The organism is Roseateles sp. P1_C1_2, assembly GCF_056406535.1.
This window is the reverse complement of record NZ_JBFUAB010000002.1, coordinates 135,159-156,267: the sequence shown is the minus strand read 5'-3', so window position 1 is coordinate 156,267 and position 21,109 is coordinate 135,159. Positions and strand designations below refer to the sequence as shown.

At 69.6% G+C, this 21,109-nt stretch carries 23 protein-coding genes; 9 read left to right on the top strand and 14 right to left on the bottom strand.

Annotated features, from left to right (window positions below):
- Positions 1 to 39 precede the first annotated feature (39 nt).
- Together AC1D2H_RS02540 and AC1D2H_RS02535 are read left to right on the top strand one after the other, a co-directional pair.
- Positions 40 to 408, top strand: a complete 369-nt coding sequence (locus AC1D2H_RS02540) for a hypothetical protein (protein WP_478009765.1) — start codon at positions 40 to 42, stop codon at positions 406 to 408.
- A gap of 295 nt (positions 409 to 703) precedes the next feature.
- Positions 704 to 2,881: a S46 family peptidase gene (locus AC1D2H_RS02535; RefSeq protein WP_478009764.1), complete on the top strand. Its 2,178-nt coding sequence runs from the start codon at positions 704 to 706 to the stop codon at positions 2,879 to 2,881.
- Between the two features lie 129 nt (positions 2,882 to 3,010).
- On the opposite strand, the gene AC1D2H_RS02530 is transcribed toward AC1D2H_RS02535, so the two are convergent.
- Positions 3,011 to 3,571: a YceI family protein gene (locus tag AC1D2H_RS02530; RefSeq protein ID WP_478009763.1), complete on the bottom strand. Its 561-nt coding sequence runs from the start codon at positions 3,569 to 3,571 to the stop codon at positions 3,011 to 3,013.
- Between the two features lie 98 nt (positions 3,572 to 3,669).
- Between AC1D2H_RS02530 and AC1D2H_RS02525 the strand changes: the two genes are divergently transcribed.
- Positions 3,670 to 4,983: a hypothetical protein gene (locus tag AC1D2H_RS02525; protein ID WP_478009762.1), complete on the top strand. Its 1,314-nt coding sequence runs from the start codon at positions 3,670 to 3,672 to the stop codon at positions 4,981 to 4,983.
- Positions 4,984 to 4,986: 3 nt separating this feature from the next.
- Here AC1D2H_RS02525 and AC1D2H_RS02520 read toward each other — a convergent pair whose 3' ends face one another.
- Positions 4,987 to 5,454 carry a MarR family winged helix-turn-helix transcriptional regulator gene (locus AC1D2H_RS02520; RefSeq protein ID WP_478009761.1) on the bottom strand — a complete coding sequence of 156 codons (468 nt, stop codon included), beginning with the start codon at positions 5,452 to 5,454 and terminating at the stop codon, positions 4,987 to 4,989.
- A gap of 33 nt (positions 5,455 to 5,487) precedes the next feature.
- Here AC1D2H_RS02520 and AC1D2H_RS02515 point away from each other — a divergent pair, with 33 nt between their 5' ends.
- On the top strand, positions 5,488 to 6,231 hold the full coding sequence (locus AC1D2H_RS02515) for a siderophore-interacting protein (RefSeq protein WP_478009760.1): 744 nt from the start codon (positions 5,488 to 5,490) through the stop codon (positions 6,229 to 6,231).
- Between the two features lie 4 nt (positions 6,232 to 6,235).
- On the opposite strand, the gene AC1D2H_RS02510 is transcribed toward AC1D2H_RS02515, so the two are convergent.
- The gene (locus tag AC1D2H_RS02510; RefSeq protein WP_478009759.1) at positions 6,236 to 7,393 is read right to left on the bottom strand and encodes a serine hydrolase domain-containing protein; all 1,158 of its coding nucleotides are present in this window, start codon (positions 7,391 to 7,393) and stop codon (positions 6,236 to 6,238) included.
- A gap of 46 nt (positions 7,394 to 7,439) precedes the next feature.
- Here AC1D2H_RS02510 and AC1D2H_RS02505 point away from each other — a divergent pair, with 46 nt between their 5' ends.
- Positions 7,440 to 7,961, top strand: a complete 522-nt coding sequence (locus tag AC1D2H_RS02505) for a GNAT family N-acetyltransferase (protein ID WP_478009758.1) — start codon at positions 7,440 to 7,442, stop codon at positions 7,959 to 7,961.
- A gap of 21 nt (positions 7,962 to 7,982) precedes the next feature.
- Here AC1D2H_RS02505 and AC1D2H_RS02500 read toward each other — a convergent pair whose 3' ends face one another.
- From AC1D2H_RS02500 to AC1D2H_RS02485, 4 genes are all read right to left on the bottom strand, one after another.
- Positions 7,983 to 8,858, bottom strand: a complete 876-nt coding sequence (locus AC1D2H_RS02500) for a DUF2785 domain-containing protein (protein WP_478009757.1) — start codon at positions 8,856 to 8,858, stop codon at positions 7,983 to 7,985.
- 40 nt (positions 8,859 to 8,898) lie between these two features.
- Positions 8,899 to 10,053 (bottom strand): alpha-hydroxy acid oxidase, encoded by a 1,155-nt coding sequence (locus AC1D2H_RS02495; RefSeq protein ID WP_478009756.1) that lies wholly within the window; start codon positions 10,051 to 10,053, stop codon positions 8,899 to 8,901.
- 98 nt (positions 10,054 to 10,151) lie between these two features.
- On the bottom strand, positions 10,152 to 10,937 hold the full coding sequence (locus tag AC1D2H_RS02490; protein WP_477928618.1) for a tetratricopeptide repeat protein: 786 nt from the start codon (positions 10,935 to 10,937) through the stop codon (positions 10,152 to 10,154).
- Positions 10,938 to 11,104: 167 nt separating this feature from the next.
- Positions 11,105 to 11,899, bottom strand: a complete 795-nt coding sequence (locus AC1D2H_RS02485) for a tetratricopeptide repeat protein (protein ID WP_478009755.1) — start codon at positions 11,897 to 11,899, stop codon at positions 11,105 to 11,107.
- Between the two features lie 210 nt (positions 11,900 to 12,109).
- Here AC1D2H_RS02485 and AC1D2H_RS02480 point away from each other — a divergent pair, with 210 nt between their 5' ends.
- From AC1D2H_RS02480 to AC1D2H_RS02465, 4 genes are all read left to right on the top strand, one after another.
- Positions 12,110 to 12,460, top strand: a complete 351-nt coding sequence (locus AC1D2H_RS02480) for an MmcQ/YjbR family DNA-binding protein (protein WP_477928621.1) — start codon at positions 12,110 to 12,112, stop codon at positions 12,458 to 12,460.
- A gap of 82 nt (positions 12,461 to 12,542) precedes the next feature.
- Positions 12,543 to 12,929, top strand: coding sequence for a BlaI/MecI/CopY family transcriptional regulator (locus tag AC1D2H_RS02475; RefSeq protein ID WP_478009754.1), 387 nt, complete (start codon positions 12,543 to 12,545; stop codon positions 12,927 to 12,929).
- A gap of 16 nt (positions 12,930 to 12,945) precedes the next feature.
- Entirely contained in the window at positions 12,946 to 14,544 is a 1,599-nt protein-coding gene (locus AC1D2H_RS02470; RefSeq protein WP_477928625.1) for a M56 family metallopeptidase, read from the top strand.
- Positions 14,545 to 14,615: 71 nt separating this feature from the next.
- Entirely contained in the window at positions 14,616 to 15,725 is a 1,110-nt protein-coding gene (locus tag AC1D2H_RS02465; protein ID WP_478009753.1) for a S41 family peptidase, read from the top strand.
- Positions 15,726 to 15,741: 16 nt separating this feature from the next.
- Here AC1D2H_RS02465 and AC1D2H_RS02460 read toward each other — a convergent pair whose 3' ends face one another.
- The 7 genes from AC1D2H_RS02460 to AC1D2H_RS02430 are packed head-to-tail and all read right to left on the bottom strand — an operon-like array spanning position 15,742 to position 21,091.
- Positions 15,742 to 16,443, bottom strand: coding sequence for a GntR family transcriptional regulator (locus tag AC1D2H_RS02460; protein ID WP_478009752.1), 702 nt, complete (start codon positions 16,441 to 16,443; stop codon positions 15,742 to 15,744).
- A 10-nt stretch (positions 16,444 to 16,453) separates the two neighbouring features.
- Positions 16,454 to 16,843 (bottom strand): oxalurate catabolism protein HpxZ, encoded by a 390-nt coding sequence (hpxZ, locus tag AC1D2H_RS02455; protein WP_478009751.1) that lies wholly within the window; start codon positions 16,841 to 16,843, stop codon positions 16,454 to 16,456.
- Positions 16,840 to 18,255, bottom strand: a complete 1,416-nt coding sequence (locus AC1D2H_RS02450; protein WP_478009750.1) for an AtzE family amidohydrolase — start codon at positions 18,253 to 18,255, stop codon at positions 16,840 to 16,842. The genes hpxZ and AC1D2H_RS02450 overlap by 4 nt, the downstream gene beginning before the upstream one ends.
- Positions 18,252 to 18,446, bottom strand: a complete 195-nt coding sequence (locus AC1D2H_RS02445) for an AtzG-like protein (protein WP_478009749.1) — start codon at positions 18,444 to 18,446, stop codon at positions 18,252 to 18,254. Before AC1D2H_RS02445 ends, AC1D2H_RS02450 begins: the two co-directional genes overlap by 4 nt.
- A complete protein-coding gene (locus AC1D2H_RS02440) occupies positions 18,446 to 19,267 on the bottom strand; it encodes an ABC transporter ATP-binding protein (protein ID WP_477928636.1) in 822 nt (273 codons plus the stop codon). The genes AC1D2H_RS02445 and AC1D2H_RS02440 overlap by 1 nt, the downstream gene beginning before the upstream one ends.
- Entirely contained in the window at positions 19,264 to 20,091 is an 828-nt protein-coding gene (locus tag AC1D2H_RS02435; protein ID WP_477928638.1) for an ABC transporter permease, read from the bottom strand. The genes AC1D2H_RS02440 and AC1D2H_RS02435 overlap by 4 nt, the downstream gene beginning before the upstream one ends.
- 13 nt (positions 20,092 to 20,104) lie before the next feature.
- Positions 20,105 to 21,091 carry an ABC transporter substrate-binding protein gene (locus tag AC1D2H_RS02430; RefSeq protein ID WP_477928640.1) on the bottom strand — a complete coding sequence of 329 codons (987 nt, stop codon included), beginning with the start codon at positions 21,089 to 21,091 and terminating at the stop codon, positions 20,105 to 20,107.
- Positions 21,092 to 21,109 lie beyond the last annotated feature (18 nt).

The window sequence follows — 21,109 nt, the reverse complement described above, 5'->3', positions numbered from 1 at the left end:
CACGATGGCGGCACACGCCAGAAGTCCGCCGAGGCCGCCATGCTCATCCCCCTGCATCTGATCCCGATTCCCGCCGATGAACCCCGCGGCCTGGGCGACCCGGGCCATGTGCACAGCGGGCTGAAGATCGCGCAGGGCGTGCATCTGGGCGACATCCGCGCCCTGGGCCTGACGGTGGCCAGCGCCACCAGCGGCCCCGTCAGCACCGCCGATCTGCTGCGCTTCGGCCAGCTGATGAACGACGCCGGCCTGGCCATCAACCCGACGCGCATGCTCTACGACCGCCAGTACGCCTACGAGCGCCTGGCCGACGGCCATGGCAGCAATCACCCCGGCCTGGCTGACCTGGCCATCGACTTGTTCGAGGCCTACCAGTCCGCCGGCGAATGGATAGGGATGACGCACTGAAGCCCCTCGTCCAAGGAGTACCTTGGCCGGTCCCCCGAAGGGACGGCGATGCTTGCCGGATTGACCGACAAGCACATCGCCCAAGGCGGGCCGGCTAGGGAGCGGCCCGGCGCTCGGCCCGCAACTCCCGGCGCGCGGTGTCATTCGTCCCCAATCCCGGGGGCTTTCCGCGCGCTTGTGGGCTTTGCCCCCAATCCCGGGGGCTTTCCCCAGGCCGAAGCCTGGCTTTCCTCACCCGGGGCATGCGGCCCTTGCGGGTTACGCTCGCGGTTTCGTCCTTCTGCCGAACCGCTCCATGACACGACATTCCCTTTCGCTGCTGGCCTTGGCCGCGCTGGCCGCCACCGCTGCCCATGCCGATGAAGGCATGTGGATGCCCAAGCAACTGCCGCAGATCGCCAAGTCCCTGAAGGCCGGCGGCCTGGCCCTGGACCCGGCCAAGCTCAAGGAGCTGACCGACTTCCCGATGGGCGCCGTCGTGGGCATTCCCGGCTGCACGGCCAGCTTCGTGTCGCCGCAGGGCCTGGCGGTCACCAACCATCACTGCGCCTACGGCAGCATCCAGTACAACTCCAAGCCCGACCGCGACCTGCTGAAGAACGGCTTCTACGCCGTCACGCTGGCCGATGAGCTGCCCGCCGCGCCCGGCACCCGCATGTGGGTGACCGTGGACATGAAGGACGTCAGCGCCGAGATCCTGAACGACAAGACCCGTGCCCTGACCGGCAAGGCCCGCACCGACGCCATCGAGACGACCCAGAAGGGCCTCGTCGCCGCCTGCGAGGCCGACAAGGGCCACCGCTGCACCGTCCATGCCTTCTTCGGCGGCCTGCAGTACCAGCTGATCAAGCAGCTCGAGATCCGCGACGTGCGCCTGGTGCACGCGCCGGCGACCGGCGTGGGCCTGTTCGGCGGCGATGCCGACAACTGGGTCTGGCCGCGCCACACCGGCGACTACAGCTTCTACCGCGCCTACGTCGGCGCCGATGGCAAACCGGCCGATTTCAGCAAGGACAACAAGCCCTACACGCCCAAGCACCACCTGAAGATGCCCAGCAGCCCGCTGAGCCAGGGCGACTTCGTCATGGTGGCCGGCTATCCGGGCGGCACCGACCGCCACCGCCTGCCGCGCGAAGTCGACTTCGCCTTCGGCTGGCAGCAGCCCGCCCAGGCCAAGGCCATGGGCGAGGCCATCGACCTCATCAAGGCCGAAACCGCCGGCCGCCGTGACGGCGAGATCAAGATGGCGTCCCGCATGCAGGGCCTGCAGAACTACTACAAGAACCTGCAGGGCCAGCAGCAGAGCTACGACGGCAGCGACATCCTGGCCCGCAAGCAGGCCGAGTTCGACAAGCTCAAGGCCTGGGTCAACGCCTCGCCCGAGCGCAAGGCGCGCTACGGTGCCGACATCGCCGCCACCGAGAGCCTGCTGGCCGAGCGCCAGGCCATCCTGCGCGCCGAATACCTGGGCAACTTCATCACGCCGGCGCTGCTGAACTCCGCCCGCCAGCTCTACCTGATCGCGCAGGAACGTGCCAAGCCCGACGCCGAGCGCAAGGCCGGCTACCAGGAGCGCGACCTGCCGCGCCTGCGCGCGAACCAGCAGCAGTTGGACCGCCGCTACGACGAGCAGACCGACAAGCGCGTCGTCGCCCACTTCCTGGCCCAGTACCTGGCCCAGCCGGCCAATACGCTGAACCCGGCGTGGCTGGACGCGCTCGGCCTGAAGGCCGGCCAGGACGAAGCCGGCATCCGCGCCCAGCTCGACAAGGTCTTTGCCGGCAGCAAGCTGTCCGACAGCGCCTTCCGCATGGGCTGGCTGGACAAGGACGCGGCCGCTTTCAAGGCCAGCGATGACGCCTTCCTCAAGGCTGCCGTGGCGCTCTACGACGACGACCGCCGCCTCGAGACCCGCGACAAGGAATTGGGCGGCAAGCTGCAGAAGGCCTACGCCGGCGTGCAGCAGGCCATGATCGACTACCACGCCAGCCGCGGCGAAGCCGTCTACCCCGATGCCAACAGCACGCTGCGCATCAGCTACGGCAAGGTCGAGGGCCGCACCCCCGGCACCGACGGCAGCACCTGGACGCCGTTCACGACGCTGCGCGGCATCGTCGCCAAGCACAAGGGCCCGGACGAGGCCGGCGGCGAATTCAACGCGCCCGCCGAGCAGCTCGCCGCCATCAAGGCGCGCAACTTCGGCAAGTACTACGTCAAGTCGCTGGACTCGGTGCCCGTGAACTTCCTGTCCACGCTGGACACCACCGGTGGCAACTCCGGCTCGCCGGTGCTGAACAAGAACGCCGAGCTGGTGGGCCTGCTGTTCGACGGCACGCTGGACGCGGTGATCGCCGACTGGAGCTTCGACCCCAAGATGGTCCGCAGCATCTCGCTGGATGCGCGCTACATGCTGTGGCAGATGAGCACCGTCGACAAGACGACGCGCCTCTTGGACGAGATGGGCGTGAAGTAGCCCGCCCCCGAGGCGCTTGACGCGCCTCCCCCTCAAGGGGGCGCTGCCAGTGGCCCGGCAAAGCCGGTTCCACGGCAGCCGCTGGAGGAGAAGAACGGCAGCGTTTCGCTGCCGTTCTTCGTTTCGTGCCTACTCCTTCACTACCGCCTCGACCTGGATGCGCAGGTTCACGTCCATCTTGAAGCCCCAGTCTTTGCCGGCGACAAGGCCGAAGTCCTCGCGGTTGAACGTGCCCGAGGCGTCGGCGCCGCACCAGTCGCGCTTGAACAGGGGGTGGGGCATGCACTTGAGCTGGTGGATGGTCAGCGTCATCGGTTGGGTGCGGCCGTTCAGCGTCAGTTCGCCGACCAGCTTGGCCGGCACAGCGCCCTCGAAGCGGCCCTTGAAGCTGGCGCCGGGGTTCTTGGCGACATTGAAGAACTGCTCGCCCTTGGCCCAGGCGTTCATCGCTTCCAGGCCGAAGTCGATGCTGGCGAGATCCATCTGCACGTCGACGCCGCCGCTGCCATTGGCCTTGTCGTAGACGATGCTGCCCGAGTTCTTCGTCAGCTTGCCGCGCCAGTAGGACATGCCCATGTGGTCGGCCTCGAAGCTGGGGTAGGTGTGGGCCGGGTCGACCACATAGGTAGCCGGCGCGGCCTGGGCCAGCGTGGCGGCGAACAAGACGGGGAGCAGGGTCAGTCGGTTCATGGGAGTCTCCGGTGAAGGGTGATGAGAGGCGCTTGCCTGACACTATGACGAAGCGGGCCGCGCGATTTCGACAGCGGCCCGCAAATTGGTTTGCCGACATGATCGCCCGACTCCTCATCGCCTTGCTCGCGCTGGCCCTTGCCGCCTGCGCACCCCTGAAGCCCCAGCCCAGCGCCGAGAAGCGCTACAGCGCCGCCGAGTTGCTCGCGCTGCGCCCGGCTGATTTCTACTGGCCGGCGATGTCGACGGCGGGCGAGCAGGCCCAGCGTGAAGCGGCCCTGGCCGACATCCGCGCCCGCATCGCGCTGCCGCCCGGCCCCGAGCGTGACGCGGCCCTGCCCAGGCTCTTCGATCTCGTGGCCCAGTACAACCTCGAGATCGACGCCGCGCGGCCGCTGCTGCTGCAGGCCCTGCCGACGCTGGCCGGCCGCGACGCGGACTACCAGCGAGCCCTCCTGACGGCGGCACGCGCGCTGTATGGGGCCGAAGCCGAGTTCGCCCTGCAGCCGCTGCTGACCCAACTGACGGCAAGCAAGCCCTTCGCCATCGCGGCCTACACGCTGAAGGCGGCCAACCCGGGCCATGCCGAGTTCATCCGCGATCTCGTGCCGCGCCAGTTCCCGCAGTGGCGCGACGACCCGCGGCTGCTGGCGTTGATGGACGACGTGGCGCCCGTGCGCATGGCCCAGCCGCCGCTGGCCGACCTGCTCGCCGCGCCGCTGCGGCCCGGCCTGCCGGTCATCTTCAGCCTGCAGCGCCCCGGCCGCGTCGACATGGGCCTGGTGCTGGTGCGTGCTGCCGACGGCCGTTTCGTGCGCGATGCGCGCGGCCAGCTCTTCGCCCAGCCCCAGCTGGCGCTGTCACGCAGCGGCCTGCCCGGCACCATCACCAATGGCAACACGCCGCAGGGCGTCTTCACCGTCGTCGGCGCCGGCACGGCCACCAATCCCAACATCGGCCCCACGCCCTATCTGCACAGCAAGCTGCCCGTCGAGGCGACGGTGGCCGAGTTCGAGCATGCCGACACGCCGGCCGCCTGGAGCGAGGCGCAGTACGAGAGCTTCCTGCCGCCCAGCTGGCGCAGCTTCGCCGCCATCAAGGAAGCCTGGCTGGCCGGCCGCGCCGGGCGCGACGAGCTGCTCATCCACGGCACGACGATCAACCCGGCCTATTACGCCGGCAGCCGCTACTTCCCCGGCACGCCGCAGCAGGGCTGCATGATCTCCAACGAAGACTGGGACCCGGCCACGGGCCGCCTGATGGCGAGCCGGCAGCTGACGCTGGCGCAGGCCTATGCCGCCGCCGGTGCGCGCGCCGACCTGGCGGGCTACCTCGTCGTCGTGGAGCTTGCGGGGTCCGGGCCGGTGATGCCGGCCGAGGGGCTGGCGCTGGTCAGCGCCGCGGGGCGTTGACACTCAGTCTTCCGCGCCCAGATTGGCGTGCACCCGCTCCAGCAGCGCCAGCAGTTGGTCGCACTCCACCTTGCTGAGGCCCTGCATCGCGGCCTGAGCGAGCTTGTCGCCCTGCACACGCACGGCCTCCTGCGCGGCCGCGCTCTCGGGTGACAGGCGCAGGCGCTGCACGCGGCGGTCGTCGGGGTCGGTCTCGGCCAGCAGCAGGCCGCGCTCCTTCAGGCCGGCGATCAGCCGGGCGATCTGCGCCTTGTCGCGGCCGCTCTTGGCCACCAGCTCGCTCGGTGTCGCGCCGGGGTGGCGCGCGAAGAAGCCCAGCGCCTTGGCCTCCATGTGCGTGACCGCCGACGGCCCGTCGCGCAGCGCGCGGAACTGGCGGCCGCGGAACAGGTGCATCAGCGTGTGGATGGTCTCGAAGACCTCCGACGCGACGCTGGCCTTACGGTTGACATTGTCAACTTTATTCTTCATGATGGATGACATTATCAACCAATGCAATCCATCATGAGCCTGGTGCCTGCACGCCGCATCCAACGAATCCGCTATGAGGTCCAGCGCCGCGAGCTGCGCGTCAGCCGCGTCGAGCCGCGCGGCGACCGCTTCGTCGCCATCACGGTGCAGGGCGAATCCCTGCGCGACTTCGCCTCCGCTTCCTTCGACGACCACGTCAAGCTGATGCTGCCCGACGGGTCAGGCGGCCAGCTGATGCGCGACTACACGCCGCGCGCCTTCGACACCCAGCGGGGCGAGCTGGTGCTCGAGTTCGCGTTGCACGGAGATGGCCCCTTTGCGGGCTGGGCCGCGCAGGCTGAGGTGGGCCAAATGCTGACGGTGGCCGGCCCGCGCGGCTCCATGGTCATCCCGACGGACTACGACTGGCACCTGCTCGTCGGCGACGACAGTGCCTGGCCCGCCATCGCGCGCCGTCTGGAGGAGCTGCCGGCCGGTGTGCGCGTGGACGTGCTGCTGCTGATGCCCGACGCACCGGCCTGGCCCGCTGGCAGCTCGGTCACGCCGCAGTACTTCGCCACTCCCGAGGCGCTGGCGCAGGCCCTGCGTGAGTTGGCACTGCCCGCAGGCGAGGGCTTCGTCTGGTGTGCCGGCGAGGCCCAATGGATGGCCGCGTTGCGCGACGTGCTGCTGCGCGAGAAGGGCCACCCGAAGGAAGCCATGAAGGTCGCGGCGTATTGGAAGCAGGGCGCCACCGGCTACCACGCACGGCTGGACGACGACGCGCCGGCGCGCTGAGGCGTCATTCCACGAACCGCATCCCGCCGTACTCCCAGCGCCAAGGCACACCGGTCTCGCCGAGGATGAACTTCACCAGTTGGGGAAAGGCCGGCTCGGCCCGCACGTCGTTGGCCAGGATGACGACGCAGCGCCGGCTGGCCTTGACGCAGACCCAGGTGTTGCCGGTGCTGTCGTCGTGCCCGCCCTTGTAGAAGCCCGGGCCCTGCGGCCCGTCGAAGACGATGACGCCCAGGCCCGCGGCCAGGTCGGCGCGGCGCCGCGCGGGCGGCAGCTCCGGCTGCAGCGTCGGGAACTGCGAGGCCGTCGTGATCGGCAGCTGGGGCGAGGTCAGCGCGGCGGCGCCCTCGGGCGACAGGGTGACGCCCTTGATGTAGCCGGCCGCCATGAGGGCCATGTCGGCCATGCTCGTGTCCATGGACCCGGCCAAGCGCACCTTGCTGCGCTCGTCGTGAGGCACGGCCTGGCCGTCCAGGGTCCAGCCGTCGGCAAGGTTGGGCCGGAAATCGGGCCGCCACATCATGCCGGTGCGCTTCATGCCGAAGCGGTCGAACACGCGGCGCTGGATCTCGGCGCCCATGTCCAGACCCAGGCCGCGCTCCATGACGAACTGCAGCAGGATGAGCCCTTCGCCCGAGTACGCGTAGCGCGTGCCGGGGTCGAAATGCATGCGCAGCTTGCGGTCGGGTTCGAGAAAGGCGAAGTTGGCGAAGCCGCTGCTGTGGGTCAGCAGCATGCGCGCGGTCAGGCGGCGCCAGCGCTCGTCGCCGGCCAGATGGCGCCAGGGGCCGTATTCGCTGTCGTGGGGGTAGTCGGGCAGCGGCTTGTCGAGGTAGTCGGCCAGCGGCCGGTCCAGTGACAGCTTGCCGCGCTCCACCTGCTGCATGACGGCAAAGCCGAACACGGTCTTGGTCAGCGAGGCGCCGTACATGACCGTGTCGACCAGCAGCGGCTCGCCCGCTGCATTGCGCTTGCCGTAGGCGCCGACGTGCACGACCTGGCCATCGTCGACGACCGCCACGGCCAGGCCCTGGGCCTGCGTGGCGGCCATCAGCCGCGCCGCCTCGGCGGCTATGGCCTCGCTGGTCGGCATGGCGGGCTGGGCGAGGGCGCTCAGCAGGGGCAGGGCGGCCAGCAGGCCGGCGAATCGGGTCAGGTGCATGGAGCCTCCTGACCGCAAGCCTAACGGCTGTTCAAATCGGCCGCACATGCCGTCCCTCCTCCTCACCCCACCCACCCTCGACAGCGCCGACGAGCTGCTGCGCTTCGAGACCGACAACCGCGCCTTCTTCGAGGCCCGCATCAATTCGCGGCCCGCCAGCTATTACTCGCCCGAAGGCGTGCGCGCCGCCATTGCGCTGGCCGAGCGCGAGGCGGCCGAGGACAAGGGCTACCAGTTCCTCGTCCGCACCGAGGCCGGTGAACTGGTCGGCCGCATCAACCTGATCGGCGTGAAGCGCAGCCACTTTCAGATGGCCGACCTGGGCTACCGCATGGCCGAGTCGGCCTGCGGCAAGGGTTATGCGAGCGAGGCCGTGCGGCTGGTGCTGGCCAAGGCCTTTGGCGAGCTGGGCCTGGCGCGCGTGGAGGCGAATGCACGCGTCGGCAACGAGGGATCGATCAAGGTGCTGCTGCGCAATGGCTTTCGCGAGTTCGGCCGCTCGCAGCGCAGCTTTCTGCTCGACGGCGTCTGGCACGACCGCCTGCATTTCGAGCGGCACGCTGGCTGAGCCCTGACCCTGCCCTGACCTTCAGGGCAGGCGGCGCAGCGTCTTCTGCAGCGGCGCCTGCAGCCGTTCGCGCTGGCTCGCGTCGGTCACGTCCAGCACGCCGGCCAGCAGCGGCCACAGGAATTCGCGCAGATTGTGCAGGTCGGTCAGTGCGGTCTCGTCCCAGGCTTGGGCCTGCTTCAGCGGCTGCAGCAGCCGGTCCAGCCAGGCCTGCAGGGCCGCCTCATCCGGCTTGAGCCTGAGCTGCAGTTGCAGCGCCGCGCGCGCCAGGCGCTGGCCCTCGCCGTAACGGTAGGCATGCCGGTGGTCGGCCAGCACCTGGCTGCTGATGGCGTCCAGCAGCAGCTGGCGCTGGGCCGGGCCCAGCGCCGCGTTCATGCCGAGCTGCAGGGCCAGGTCGGCGCCGTGCGCCACGCCGTGACGCCAGCCCTCGCCAGCGACGAGACCGCGGTAGTCGCGCACGCCCGCCAGGAAGCGCGCCGCGCGGTCCACCAGCTCGGCGCGCTGCTCGTCGGTCATGAAGGGCTTGAGCCGGTCGGCCCGCGCCACCTCGGCCAGCGTCAGCACCGCAAAGGGCTGGTGCACGCCGGCCATATCGGGTGGGACAGCGGGCTTGGCATCCAGCACGGCGACCAGATCGGCGCGCAGCCGCTGCAAGGTGGCGGCCTCCAGCTTGGCGTCCCGCGCCCAGGCGGCGATCTGCTCGAAGGCGACGTCGTCGCGCAGCCGGGGATCGAGTTCGGCGAGGCAGGGCAGCAGGGCGATGGCCTGCTGCTGGATGCGAGCGGGGTCGCTCTCGGTCTTCAGGTCGGCGGGTGGCGCGCAGGGCTGCGGGGTCGGCGCGCCGTGGGCGGCCAGGGCCAGCGATGAAAGCAGGGCGGCAGCGAGGGTCTTCATGCGCCGCAGTAGCGCATGCCCGCGCGCCCCAGGCAAGAAGTCAGGCCGTCGGGTAGGTCCCGGGAACAAGGATGTCGCGCGTCACATTCGTCAGCTGCGTATGGCCGCAGAAGGCCATCGTCACGTCCAGTTCCTTGTGCAGGATGGCCAGCGCCTTGGCCACGCCTTCCTCGCCCATGGCGCCCAGGCCATAGGCCATGGCGCGGCCGATCATGGTGCCTCTCGCGCCAAGAGCCCAGGCCTTCAGCACATCCTGGCCGGAGCGGATGCCGCCATCCATCCAGACTTCCGTCTGCCCGCCCACCGCGGCCGCGATGGCCGGCAGCGCATGGATGCTGCTCGGCGCGCCGTCGAGCTGGCGCCCGCCGTGGTTGCTGACGACGATGGCGTCGGCCCCCGCCTGCACGGCGAGCCTGGCGTCCTCCACGTCCATGATGCCCTTCAGGATGAGCTTGCCACCCCATTGCTCCTTGACCCAGGCGATGTCGGCCCAGGACAGGCGCGGGTCGAACTGCTCATTCGTCCAGGCCGACAGCGAGCGCATGTCGCTGACGCCTTTCACGTGGCCGACGAGGTTGCGGAAGGTGTGGCGCTTGGTGCCCAGCATGCCCAGGCACCAGCGCGGCTTGGTGGCCAGGTTGATGACGTTGGCGAGCGTCGGCCGGGGCGGCGCGGTGAGGCCGTTCTTCAGGTCCTTGTGACGCTGGCCGATGACCTGCAGGTCCAGCGTCAGCACCAGGGCCGAGCACTTGGCCGCCTTGCAGCGCTCGATCATGCGGGCCATCGCCTCGCGGTCGCGCATCATGTAGAGCTGGAACCAGAAGGGTGCCGATGTGTTCTCGGCGATGTCCTCGATGGAGCAGATGCTCATCGTCGACAAGGTGAACGGGATGCCGAACTTCTCGGCCGCCCGCGCGGCGTGGATCTCGCCGTCGGCGTGCTGCATGCCGGTCAGGCCCACGGGCGCGATGGCCACGGGCATCCTGGCCGCCTGACCCACCATCGTCACCGCCGTGCTGCGGCCCTCCATGTTGACGGCCACGCGCTGGCGCAGCTTGATGGCCTGGAAGTCGCTTTCGTTGGCGCGGTAGGTCGTCTCCGTCCAGGAGCCCGAATCGGCGTAGTCGTAGAACATGCGCGGCACGCGCTTCTGGGCGAGCTGGCGCAGGTCTTCGATGCAGGTGATGACGGGCATGGCGCGGGGGAGGGCGGTGGGAGCAGTCGTGGATTCTCGACTGCGCCGCGCCCGCGAGTTCTCAGCGCGATGAGTTTTTGGCGCGCCCGCCGCCGGCGTCAGTAGTTGACCGTCGTCGGCCCGGCGTCGCGTGATGAGGGTTTCAACAACTGGCTCAGCGTGCCGGCCATGGCCGCCGCGACGCCCGCGGCCAGGTGCCCCGCCTTGCGCCAGCCCCGCGGCTTTGCGCGCTCGCTGCGCCTTTGCTCGCGCTGGGCGACCGCGTGCACGAGGGCGATTTCCTGCTGGCGCTCCTGGATCAGGAAGATCAGCCGGTTGGGATCGGCGAAGCGCTGCGCCAGCGTGCTGACGACCTTGAGCTCACGCGTCTGCACCCGCACGCCCTGGGGGCGCAGCGTGCAGCCCAGATTGCGGCTGCGCAGGTAGAGGGCCTTGGCGGCCAGGCGGTCGGGCAGGCAGCCCACGCCGGCGAACAGGCAGTTGGCCAGGTTGAAGCAGGCTTCGGCGTGGCCCGCCGCAGCAGCCGCCACATAGGCCGACAGGCCGCGCTCCTCGTCGGCCGGCCCGCCACTGCCCGTCATCAGCACGCGCCCGTAGTGGAAGCGGCCGATGGCGCTGCCGCGCGCCGCGGCCATCTCCAGCAGAGGGCGCGCCAGCGCTGCGTCGGCCGGCAGCCCCAGGCCTTCGAGCTGGCACAGGCCCAGCATGGCCAGGCCGTCGCTGTCGCCGCCGTCAGCCGCGGCGCGGAACCAGCCCACGGCGCGGGCATAGTCGGGCGGCGTGGCCTGGAACAGCTCCAGCCCATGTTGCAGGGGGTTGATGGCCGTCGCGTCGAAATTCGCGGCGTGCAGGGGTGGGGCGAGGCCCGGATCTCGGGAGTTCATCCAACGACAGTCTTGTTGCAAGGGCGCGGTGGCGCCTAATCCCTAGATTGTGGGCATGCACGGGAGGCGGCATCGATTGCGCCGCCTGACTCTTGCAAGGTGTAACTTGTTGGGCGCGCGGGTCGTGAAATATTCCGCACTGCGCGCTTGGCGCCGCGGCCTGGCCGTCAGAAGTTGATCGTCGTCGGGCCGGCGTCGCGCGATGCCGGCCGCAGATATTGGCCCAGCGTGCCGGCCATGGCCGCCACCACGCCAGCGGCCATCCTGCCCGCGTTGTGCAGGGCCCCCGGCTTGGCCGGGCTCGAGGAGCGCTCCTGCGCCGGGCCGGGCTCGGCGACGGCATGCGCCAGGGCCAGCTCCTGCTGACGCTCCTGCACGAGGAAGAACAGCCGGCTCGGGTCCGTAAAACGCTGTGCCAGCGCGCTGACCGCCTTCAGTTCCTGTTTGCTGACCCGCACGCCCTGCGGTTGCAGCGTGCAGCCCAGCGCCCGGCTGCGCAGATAGAGCGACTTGGCGGCCAGGCGATCGGGCAGGCAACCCACGCCGGCGTGCAGGCAGTTGGCGAGGTTGAAGGTGGCTTCGGCATGGCCGAGGGCGGCGGCGGTCACGTAGGCGGTCAGCCCGGCGCCCTCGTCGGCAGGCCCGCCGCGGCCGGTCATCAGCACCCGCCCGAGCTGGAAGCGCCCGATGGCGCTGCGGCGAGCGGCGGCCTGTTTCAGCAGCCCGCGGGCCTCGGTCGGGTCGGCCGGCATGCCCAGGCCTTCCAGCTGGCACAGGCCCAGCATGGCCAGGCCGTCCGCGTCACCCGCATCGGCTGCGGCGCGAAACCAGCCCACGGCGCGGGCGTAGTCCGGCTGCGCGGCGTGGAACAGGGCCAGTCCCTGCTGCAAGGCGTTGATCGCGGGTGTCGCGCCGACCGCAGCGGGTGCGGTCGGTTCGGCGAGCAGGTCCAGTAAATCCATCCGGCGAGCGAGGTCGTGATTGGCGCGGAGCGCGGGCTTGATGAGGCGTGTCTGGCGATTCTCCGGGCGCTCACCCTCGCGCGGCACGCCTGGCTCGACGAATGGCCAGCGTGCGCGCCGCCGGCGTGAAAAAGTGGGCGCGGCGGCTCGCACCGCCGACCCTGCGGGGCTGTGCAAAATGGGTCTCCCCACCCGCCCGGCCTGTCCACCATGAGTTTTTCAGCCCTCGCCAAGTACGCCATGGAACTGCCCGGCGCCACCCAGGACATCAAATGGGGCGCCGACTGGGTCGCGAGCGTCGGCGCCAAGATGTTCTTCGTCGGCGGGCCGCACCCGGGGACGTGGACGCATTGCAGCTTCAAGGTCGACGACCACCGCTTCCTGGAGCTGACCGGCGTGCCGGGCATCGAGCCGGCGCCGTATGCGGCCAGGTATCACTGGGTGGCGGTATCGGATGCCAAGGCGCTGCCGCTGTCGGAGCTGAAGGCGCTGGTGAAGCGCTCGCATGAGCTGGTGGCGGCCAAGCTGCCCAAGAAGCTCAGGCTGAGCCTGAGCCTCTAGCGGGACCGAAATCCGTTGACTTCATGAACTACTAATGAAATAGTACTATCGAATTAGTAGATGACGGCCACGCGGCACCTCGATGACAAATCCCCTTCCCACCGACGGCGAACTGGCCATCCTGCGAGCGCTCTGGGCCATCGGCGCGCCGGCCACCGTGCGCCAGGTGCACGAAGAGCTGCTGCGTGGTAAGGACACGGCCTACACCACCGTGCTGAAGATGCTCACCATCATGACGGACAAGGCCCTCGTGCAGCGCGATGACTCGGAGCGCAGCCATCGCTACACGGCGATGTACTCCGAGCCGGCGGTGCAGTCGTCCATGTTGAAGAGCTTCATGGCCAACGCCTTTGCCGGCTCGGCTTTCAAGCTGGTGCAAAGCGCGCTGGACGACGACCAGGCCAGCCCCGAGGAGCTGGACGCGATCTCGCGCCTGATCGCCCAGGCCAAGAGCCGCCGCAAGCCCTGACCCCGGCGGCGTGGCGATGAACCTCCAGCTCAGCCTCGCGTCCGCCCTCGTGCAGGCGCTGCTGCATTCGGTCTGGCAGCTCGCCCTCATCGGCCTGCTCGCCTCGCTCGGCTTCAACGCCCTCGCGCAGGCGCCGGCAAGGCTGCGCCACGCGCTGGGCATGGCCGGCCTTGTCGCGATGCTGCTGGCGCCGATCGTGACCTTCCTGCTGTGCTGGCAGCCGCCGTCGCCCACCACGACGGCGGGCCTGCCCTGGCTGGGCGGGCAGGGGCTGGAACCCGGCATGCAGCCCCTCGCGGCGGCCGGCGTGCCGTCCTGGCAGGATTGGCTGCTCGTCGTGCTGTCCCAGGTCTGGCTCATCGGCGTGGCGGCCATGACGCTGCGCCAGGTTGGCGGCTGGCGGCTGCTGCGCCGCATCGAGGCCCAGCCCTTCGTGGCGCTGCCGCCGCATTGGCAGGCGCGGTTCGACGCGTTGGCGGCAGCGCTTGGCGTCACGCGGCGCGTCTCGGTGCGGCTGGCGCAGCGCGTCGTGTCGCCTTTCACCACCCATGTGCTGCGGCCGGTGATCTGGTTGCCGCTGTCCCTGCTGACGCGGCTGCCGCCCGACCAGGTCGAGGCGTTGCTGGCCCACGAACTGGCCCACATCCGCCGGTTGGACTGGTGCTGGAACGCGTTGCAATGCCTGATCGAAGGCCTGCTCTTCCACCACCCGGCCATGTGGTGGCTGAGCCGGCGCATCCGCGAGGAGCGCGAGCACGCCTGCGACGACCTGGCCGTGTCGGCCTGCGGCGATGCCGTCGCGCTGGCCGAGGCACTGGCGGGCCTGCAATGCGGCAAGCTGCCGCTGCCTGCGCTGGCCGCCCGCGGCGGTGGCCTGCTCAAGCGTGTCGAGCATCTGCTGGCCGGCACGCCGCGGCCGGCGAACTGGCGCGTGACCGCCATCCTGTGCTTTGCCGCCTGCTGTGCTCTGCTGGTGGCGCTGCAACTGGCCCCGCCGGCCCATCTGCTGACCAACCTCACCATCGACGCTTCATCGAGCGGCGAGCTGACGCCGGGCAACCACCGCGACTACACGGCTAGCTACCTGGGCGAGCGGCAGCGCCACTACCGCATCAGCATGGACGCCCAGGGGCAGGTGCAGGAGAGCTATAGCGAGGACGGCGAGCCCCGGCCCATCGACACCGGCGTGCGCGCCTGGCTGGCGGCGATGGCGGCCATGGGCGCCACCCTGCCGCAGTCCGGCAAGCCTCCGCTGCCGCCGCCGCCGGGTTTGCCCGCGCTGCCCGAGCTGGGCGGCGTCGCGCCACCGCAGCGTGCAGCCATGTCAGAGGAAGCCCAACGCCTGATGAACATGATCAGTGCCGACGCCCGCGTGACCGCCGTGACCGGCCTGCCTGCCCGCTTCGACCGGGCGAGCTTTCACGGCCGCATCCACACCTGGGGCGCACGCGACTTCCATCTCTGGGGCATCGACGACCCGGTTGGCGGCAAGGCCCGCTTCACCGTCACCTTCCAGGGCCCCAAGGGCCGGGCCCAGGTGAGCTATGCCGGCCGCACCGTCAGCGGTGGCGACTGGGCGATCGAGACCCTCGACGTGCTGCCACTCCCCGACTGACCGCCTGCGCAACCGCGCTTTTTTTTGACCCAATCTACTAATCGTTTAGTAGTCAACCCGAGGACATCGCCATGACGACATCGCCACGACAGCACCGGACCCTGCTCGCCCTGATCGCCGCTTCCACGCTGGCCTGCGCGCAAGCCTTGGCCGCGCCACCCGGACCGCCCGGCCCAGCCCTCACGGCCCAGCAGCGGGCTGAGGTGCTGCAGACCCTGTCCGGCAAGCTGGCCGCGAACTACGTCTTCCCCGACGTGGCCGCGCAGATCAACGGCGCGCTGCCCGCCAAGGTGCAGGCCTATGGCGCAGCCGTCTCGGCGCCGGAGTTTGCGGAGCTGATCTCCAAGGACCTGCGCGCCCTCGGCCATGACAAGCATTTCCGCGTCTTCCACGACCCCCGCTTCCGCGAAGACCCGGCCGGCCCGAACGCCGTGCCCAGCGCCGAGGACATGGACCGCCAGCGCGCCGAGGTGGCGCAGCTGGCCTTCGGCGTCGAGAAAGTGCTGCGCCTGCCCGGCAACGTCGCCTACATGGAGCTGCGCGGCTTCGGCCCGCCGGACCTGGTCGGCCCGGCCTATGCGGCTGCATTGAGCCTGGTGAATGGCAGCGACGCCCTCATCCTCGACCTGCGCCGCAACGGCGGTGGCGCGCCCGCCAGCGTGGCCCTGCTGATGAGCCACTTCTTCCCGCTGGGCGACGAGCGCCACCTGAACGACATCTACACGCGCTCCACCAACCAGACCCAGCAGTACTGGACGACCCCGGCCACCTCACCGCGCTACGGCAAGCCCGTCTATGTGCTGACGTCGGGCCGCACCTTCTCCGGCGGCGAGGAATGCGCCTACGACTTCCAGACCCAGAAGCGCGCCGTGCTGGTAGGCCAGACGACGGGCGGCGGCGCCAACGCCGGCGACCGCTTCAGCCTCGGCCACGGCCTCGTCATCAACATCCCCACGGCACGCGCCATCAACCCGGTCACGCAGACCAACTGGGAGGGCGTGGGCGTGAAGCCCGATATCGAGGTGCCTGCGGCACAGGCGCAGCAGGCGGCCTATGTGGCCATCCTGAAGACGCTGGTGGCTGAGGCCAAGGACCCGCGTGACGCGGGCCGGCTGAAGGAGCTGCTGGCGCTGGCGGAGAAGGGAGAGAGCCCGGCGCCGGTGTATGAGATGAGGCAATGAAGGGTCCAGCAGGTCTTCAGAGGCCGGCCTTGGCTGCCGATTTGGCCGCTGTTTTCTCGCGCGCCTCGTGCAGCGTGGCCAGGGTGATCTTGCGCACCTCGGCCTTGCTCTGCTCGACATGGCTGCGCAGCAGCAGCTGGGCCTGCTCGACCTTGCGCTGCATCACCGCGCGCAGGATCTTGGCGTGCTCGGCATAGGTGGCCTCGATGCGGTGGCCGCGCGTGAAATCCAGGTGCCGGATGATGCGGATCTGCTCGGTCACGTCCCAGTGCACACGCGCCATCTCGGCATTGCCTGCGGCGCGCACCAGCGTGGCGTGGAAGGCTTCGTCCAGCATGCCCACCTCGCGGGCGTCGCTCAGGCGTTCGGTGGTGGGGACCAACCAGATGGATTTGAGCGACTCCAGCTCGGGCGGCGGCGTGCCGGTGTGGGCGCACAGCCGCGCGACGGCCGCCAGCTCCAGGATCACGCGCAGGTCATAGAGCTGCTCCAGCCGACCGAAATCAATCGGCCGCACGGACCAGCCGGTCTTGGCCTCCACGTCGAGAAAGCCTTCGTTGCGCAGCTTGAACAGCGCCTCGCGCACCGGCGTGCGGCTGACGCCCAGGCGCTGGCCCAGTTCGGCCTCGGAGAAGCGGTCGCCCGGCACCAGTTGGAAGTCGTTCAGTTCCGCCTTGAGCTGGGTGTAGACCTGCTCGGCAAGATTGGGTGGCCGCATGAAGTCGATCTTAGCCAGCAGGTGGGGCCAGCAAGCTGACGTGGGCGGCCACCACGCGCCAGCCGTCGGGCATGCGCACCCAGGTCTGGCTTTGCCGGCCGGTGCTGGCGCTGCCTTCGCGATGGAACTCGGTCATCGCGGTTGCGCAGTCGCGGCCGAAAGTGGTGATGACCGTGTGCCGCAATGTGCGCGCCAGGCCGGCGGGTGAACGCGCGGCGCGGAAGGCCTGGATCTGCGCGTAACCGACAAGGTTCTCGGCAACGCCGTAGCGCACCGTATGGGGCGAGGTCCAGAACAGCGCGTCCAGCACATCGACCTTGTTGTTGACCAGCGCGTCCTCGTACCGGTCGAAGACGGCCTGCATCTCGGCCAGCACATCGGGGAGATTGATGTCGGTCATGGCTTTGCGATGGGGGCCGCGAACACGCCCGCCTGTTCCAGCGCGTGGGCGACGCGCAGCGCATGGTCTTCCCGCCAGGGGGCGGCAATGATCTGCACGCCAATGGGCATGCTGGGATGAACGCCCCACACCGGCGCCGCGCACACCGGCAGGCCGATGCAGGAGATGGGCTGGGTCAAAAGTCCCAGGCTGGGCCGCGCGGGCAGGCGGCGGCCGTCGATGTCCATCCACTCGCTGCCGATCACCGGCGCCACTACCGGCGTAGCGGGGGCGATCAGCACGTCCACGTCGCGCAGCAACTCGGCCGCACGCAGCGCGAACCAGCGGCGCACACGCTGGGCCTGAATCACCCACGCGGCGGGCAGCAGCGCGCCGGCCAGGAAGCGGTCGCGCGACAGCGGTTCGAAGTCGTGTGCCCGGCGGCGCAGATCGTCCAGATGCAGGTTGGCGCTCTCGGCGTTGCTGATCAGGAAGGCGGCCGCTCGGGCGCGCTGCGCCTCGGGCAGTTCGACCGTGGCCAGGCCGCCCAGGGCCTGCGCGACCCGCGCCACTGCGGCGCGCGCCTCGGGGCCGGCGTTGTCGTCGAAGTAGCCGCCGAGCCGGGCGATGCGCAGGCCACCGAGGCCCTGGGCCAGCGCGGCATGCGTCGGTTCGGCCGCGCGGTTGACGCAGCCCGCGTCCGCCGCATCGAAGCCCTGCATCGCGTCATAGGCCAAGGCCAGGTCCTGCGCCGAACGTGCGAAGGGGCCGAGATGGTCCAGGCTCGCCACGAAGGGATAGCTGCCGTTGCGCGGCAGCCGGCCGTAGGTCGGCTTGAGGCCGAACACGCCGCACAGCGACGCCGGCACGCGGATGGAGCCATTGGTGTCGGAGCCCAGCGTGATCGGCACCTGGCCGGCGGCGACAGCGGCGCCACTGCCGCCCGACGAGCCACCGGCCACGCGGGTGAGGTCATGCGGGTTGTGCGTCGGTCCCTCGTGGCTGTTCTCGGTGGTGAAGCCGTAGGCGTACTCGTCCATGTTGAGCGCGCCGACGAGCACGGCGCCGGCTGCGTCCATGCGCTGGACGAGCGGGCCGTCACTGGCGGCCGGCGGCTGATCGCGTTCGATCCTGGAGCCGGCGAGCGTCGTCAGGCCTGCGACGTCGAACAGGTTCTTGACGGCATAGGGCACGCCCAGTAGCGGCAGTGCACGCACCGCTTCGTCGCCCTCGTGCAGGCGGCGGTCCAGCAGTTGCGCGGCCATCAGCGCGCGGTCGGCGGTGATGTCGGTGAAGGCGTTGACTGCGGCGTCGGTCTGCTCGATGCGCGCCAGGCTGGCCTGCACCAGCGACTCCGCGCTCACGTCGCCGGCCCGCACCGCGGCGGCGATGGCGTGAGCGGGTCGAAGCAGCAGTTCAGCCGCGCTGTTCATGGCGAGATGGGCACAAAGGCCTCGGCCGGCTCGTCCTGCACGGTCAGCGGCAAGGCGTTGACCAGCTCGGCCATCTCCGCCGCCAGCCCAAAGTAGCGCAGCACGCCGGGCCGGTGCTCGGGCGCCAGCGGCAGGTCCAACGCCGCCGCAGCAGCGTCGACATAGGCCTCGATCTGCTCAGCGCGCATCATCAACGCCGCACCTCGCGCTGGAAGATCTCCAGGCTCTGCTTCTTGGCCGTGATGAAGCTGGGCTCCGACAACGTCGCCACCGTGCGCGGCCGCGGGTCCTCGTACTTCAGGATCTCGGCCACCTTGGTCGGCCGCTTGGTCAGCAGCAGCACCTCGTCGGCGAGGTAAACAGCCTCCTCCAGGTCGTGCGACACCAGCATCATCGTCACGCCCGTCTGCATGAAGACCTCCTGCAGCTTCTCGCGGATGAACAGTGTCATCTCGAAGTCCAGCGCCGAGAAGGGTTCGTCCAGGAACAGCACCTCGGGGCCGGGCGCCAGCGCCCGCATGATGGACGCCGTCTGCTGCTGCCCGCCCGACAGCTCATACGGGTAGCGCTTCAGGTCGAACTTGACGTCGAAGCTCTCCACCAGTTCGGCCATGCGGCGGTCCACCTCGGCCTTGCTGCGGCCTTCCATCTTCAGCGGGTAGGCGATGTTGTCGATGGTGCGCATCCACGGGAACATCGCCTCGCGGTAGTTCTGGAACACATAGCCGATCTTGGTGTCCTTGAGGCTCTTGCCGTCGAACAGGATCTGGCCGGAGTCGATGGGGATGAGCCCCGCGATCATGTTGATCAGCGTGCTCTTGCCGCAGCCGTTGGGGCCGAAGACCGACACGATCTTGTTCTTCGGGATGTCGAGGTTGAAGTCCTCGTACAGCGGCCAGCCGGCGAAGTATTTCGTCAGGCCGCGGATGGTGATGTGGGTGCCGGCCGGGCCGGGCTGGAAGGGGCGCACCGGGACGTCGGCGACGACGGGGGCGTTCAGGACTGCATTCATCTTCCACTCCAATGGACGATCTTGCGTTCCAGCACCAGGAACAGGATGTTGAGCACATAGCCCAGGATGCCCGCGGCCAGGATGGCGGCGTACATGGTCTTCACGTTCAGCACCTGCTGCGCGTCGATGATGCGGTGGCCCAGGCCGTTGTCCGAGCCGATGAACATCTCGGCCACGACGACGATGACCAGCGCCATCGACACCGCCGAGCGCAGGCCCACGAAGCTGGGCTGCAGGCTCTCCCACACCAGCACGTCCTTGAAGATCTGCCAGCGCGATGCGCCCATCACCTTGGCCGCCATGACCCGCTGCTTGCGCGCATTGATGACGCCATAGGCGCTGTTGAACACGACGATCAGCAGCGCGCCGAAGGCCGCGATGGCGATCTTGTTGATGTCCGACACGCCGAAGATCAGCAGGAACAGCGGGATCAGCGCCGACGACGGCGTCGAGCGGAAGAAGTCGATCAGGAACTCGACGCTGCGGTAGGCGCGCTCGTTGCTGCCCAGCAGCACGCCCAGCGGCACGCCGATGACGGCGGCGATCAAAAAGGCCTGCACCGTGCGCCACACCGTGGTGGCGAAGTCCAGCAGCAGCGGCCCGCCGGCCAGGCCGACGACGAGGGTCTGCAACGTGGCCAGCGGCGGCGGCAGCAGGATGGGTCGGATGAGGCCGAAGCGCACCACCAGGTCCCAGGCGATGAAGAGCATCAGCGGGCCGATGAAGGGCAGCAGCTTGGCGACGTTGAAGCGCGGCAGGCGCACGGCGGGCTGGCCGTCGGCGGCTTTTTGCCACGGCGGGGTGGCGGCAGGGGTGGAGTCCATGGTGGTCACGGCCTCAAGCCTTGTAGAGCAGAGTGGTCACGTCCAGCTTCTTCTCGAACACGCCCTTCTCGGTGAAGAGGTCGAAGAACTTCTGGAAGGCCGCCACGTCGCTGGGCGTGAACTCGTTGTAGAGCATGTAGGAGGCCAGCGGCACCTCGCCGGTGAGCGGGCCTTCGATGGCGGTGTAGCCCTTCAGGAAGTTGCGTGCCTGGGCCGGGTCCTTGCGCACGAGCTCGATGCCGCGGGCGTAAGCCGCGATGTACTTCTTGGTCTCGGCCGGGTGCTTCTTGATGAACTCGGTGGTGAGCGTGGCCGAGCCGCCGTGCCAGGGCGCCAGCGGGTCGCCGAGGATGTATTTGGCGATGACGCCGGCCTCCAGCACGCGCGTCGTGCCATTGAGCCGGCCCACGGTGCCGGTGGGCTCCAGCGTATAGACGGCGTCCACCTGGCCGGCGGCGAGCGCGGCCACGTGCTGGCCGATGGGCAGCTCGGTCACCGTCGTGCCCGGCGCGCCGGCGCGCTCCAGCACGGCCATGGCCAGCGTCTTGTTCTGGATGCCGGGGCCGCTGGCCACGCGTTTGCCCTTCAGCTCGGCCAGCGTCTTGACCGGGCTGTCCTTGGGCACGAGGAACTGGTCGAGCACGTATTTCTGGTTGCTCGGGTTGGTGGCGATGATCTTGAAGAGGCCGGGCGACGCGATCTCGCCCACGCCGAGGTTGCCCGAGCCCGTGCCATTGGAGCTGCCATCGCAGCGGCCGGCCAGCATGGCCTCCATCACCTGCTGGGCGCCGGCGAACTTGAGCGCCTCCACGTCCAGCCCGGCCTCCTTGAAGTAACCCTTTTCCACCGCCGCATAGAACGGCAACCCGGCCGCCACCGGCCAGTAGCCGATGCGGATCTTGGGCGTCTGCGCGCGCACCAGCGCGGGCGCTCCCAGCGTGGCCACGGCGGCGGCCGCGCCCAGCAGCGTGCGGCGCTGGGGTTTGAACGAATCGGTCATGTTCGGCTCCTTGGGTGA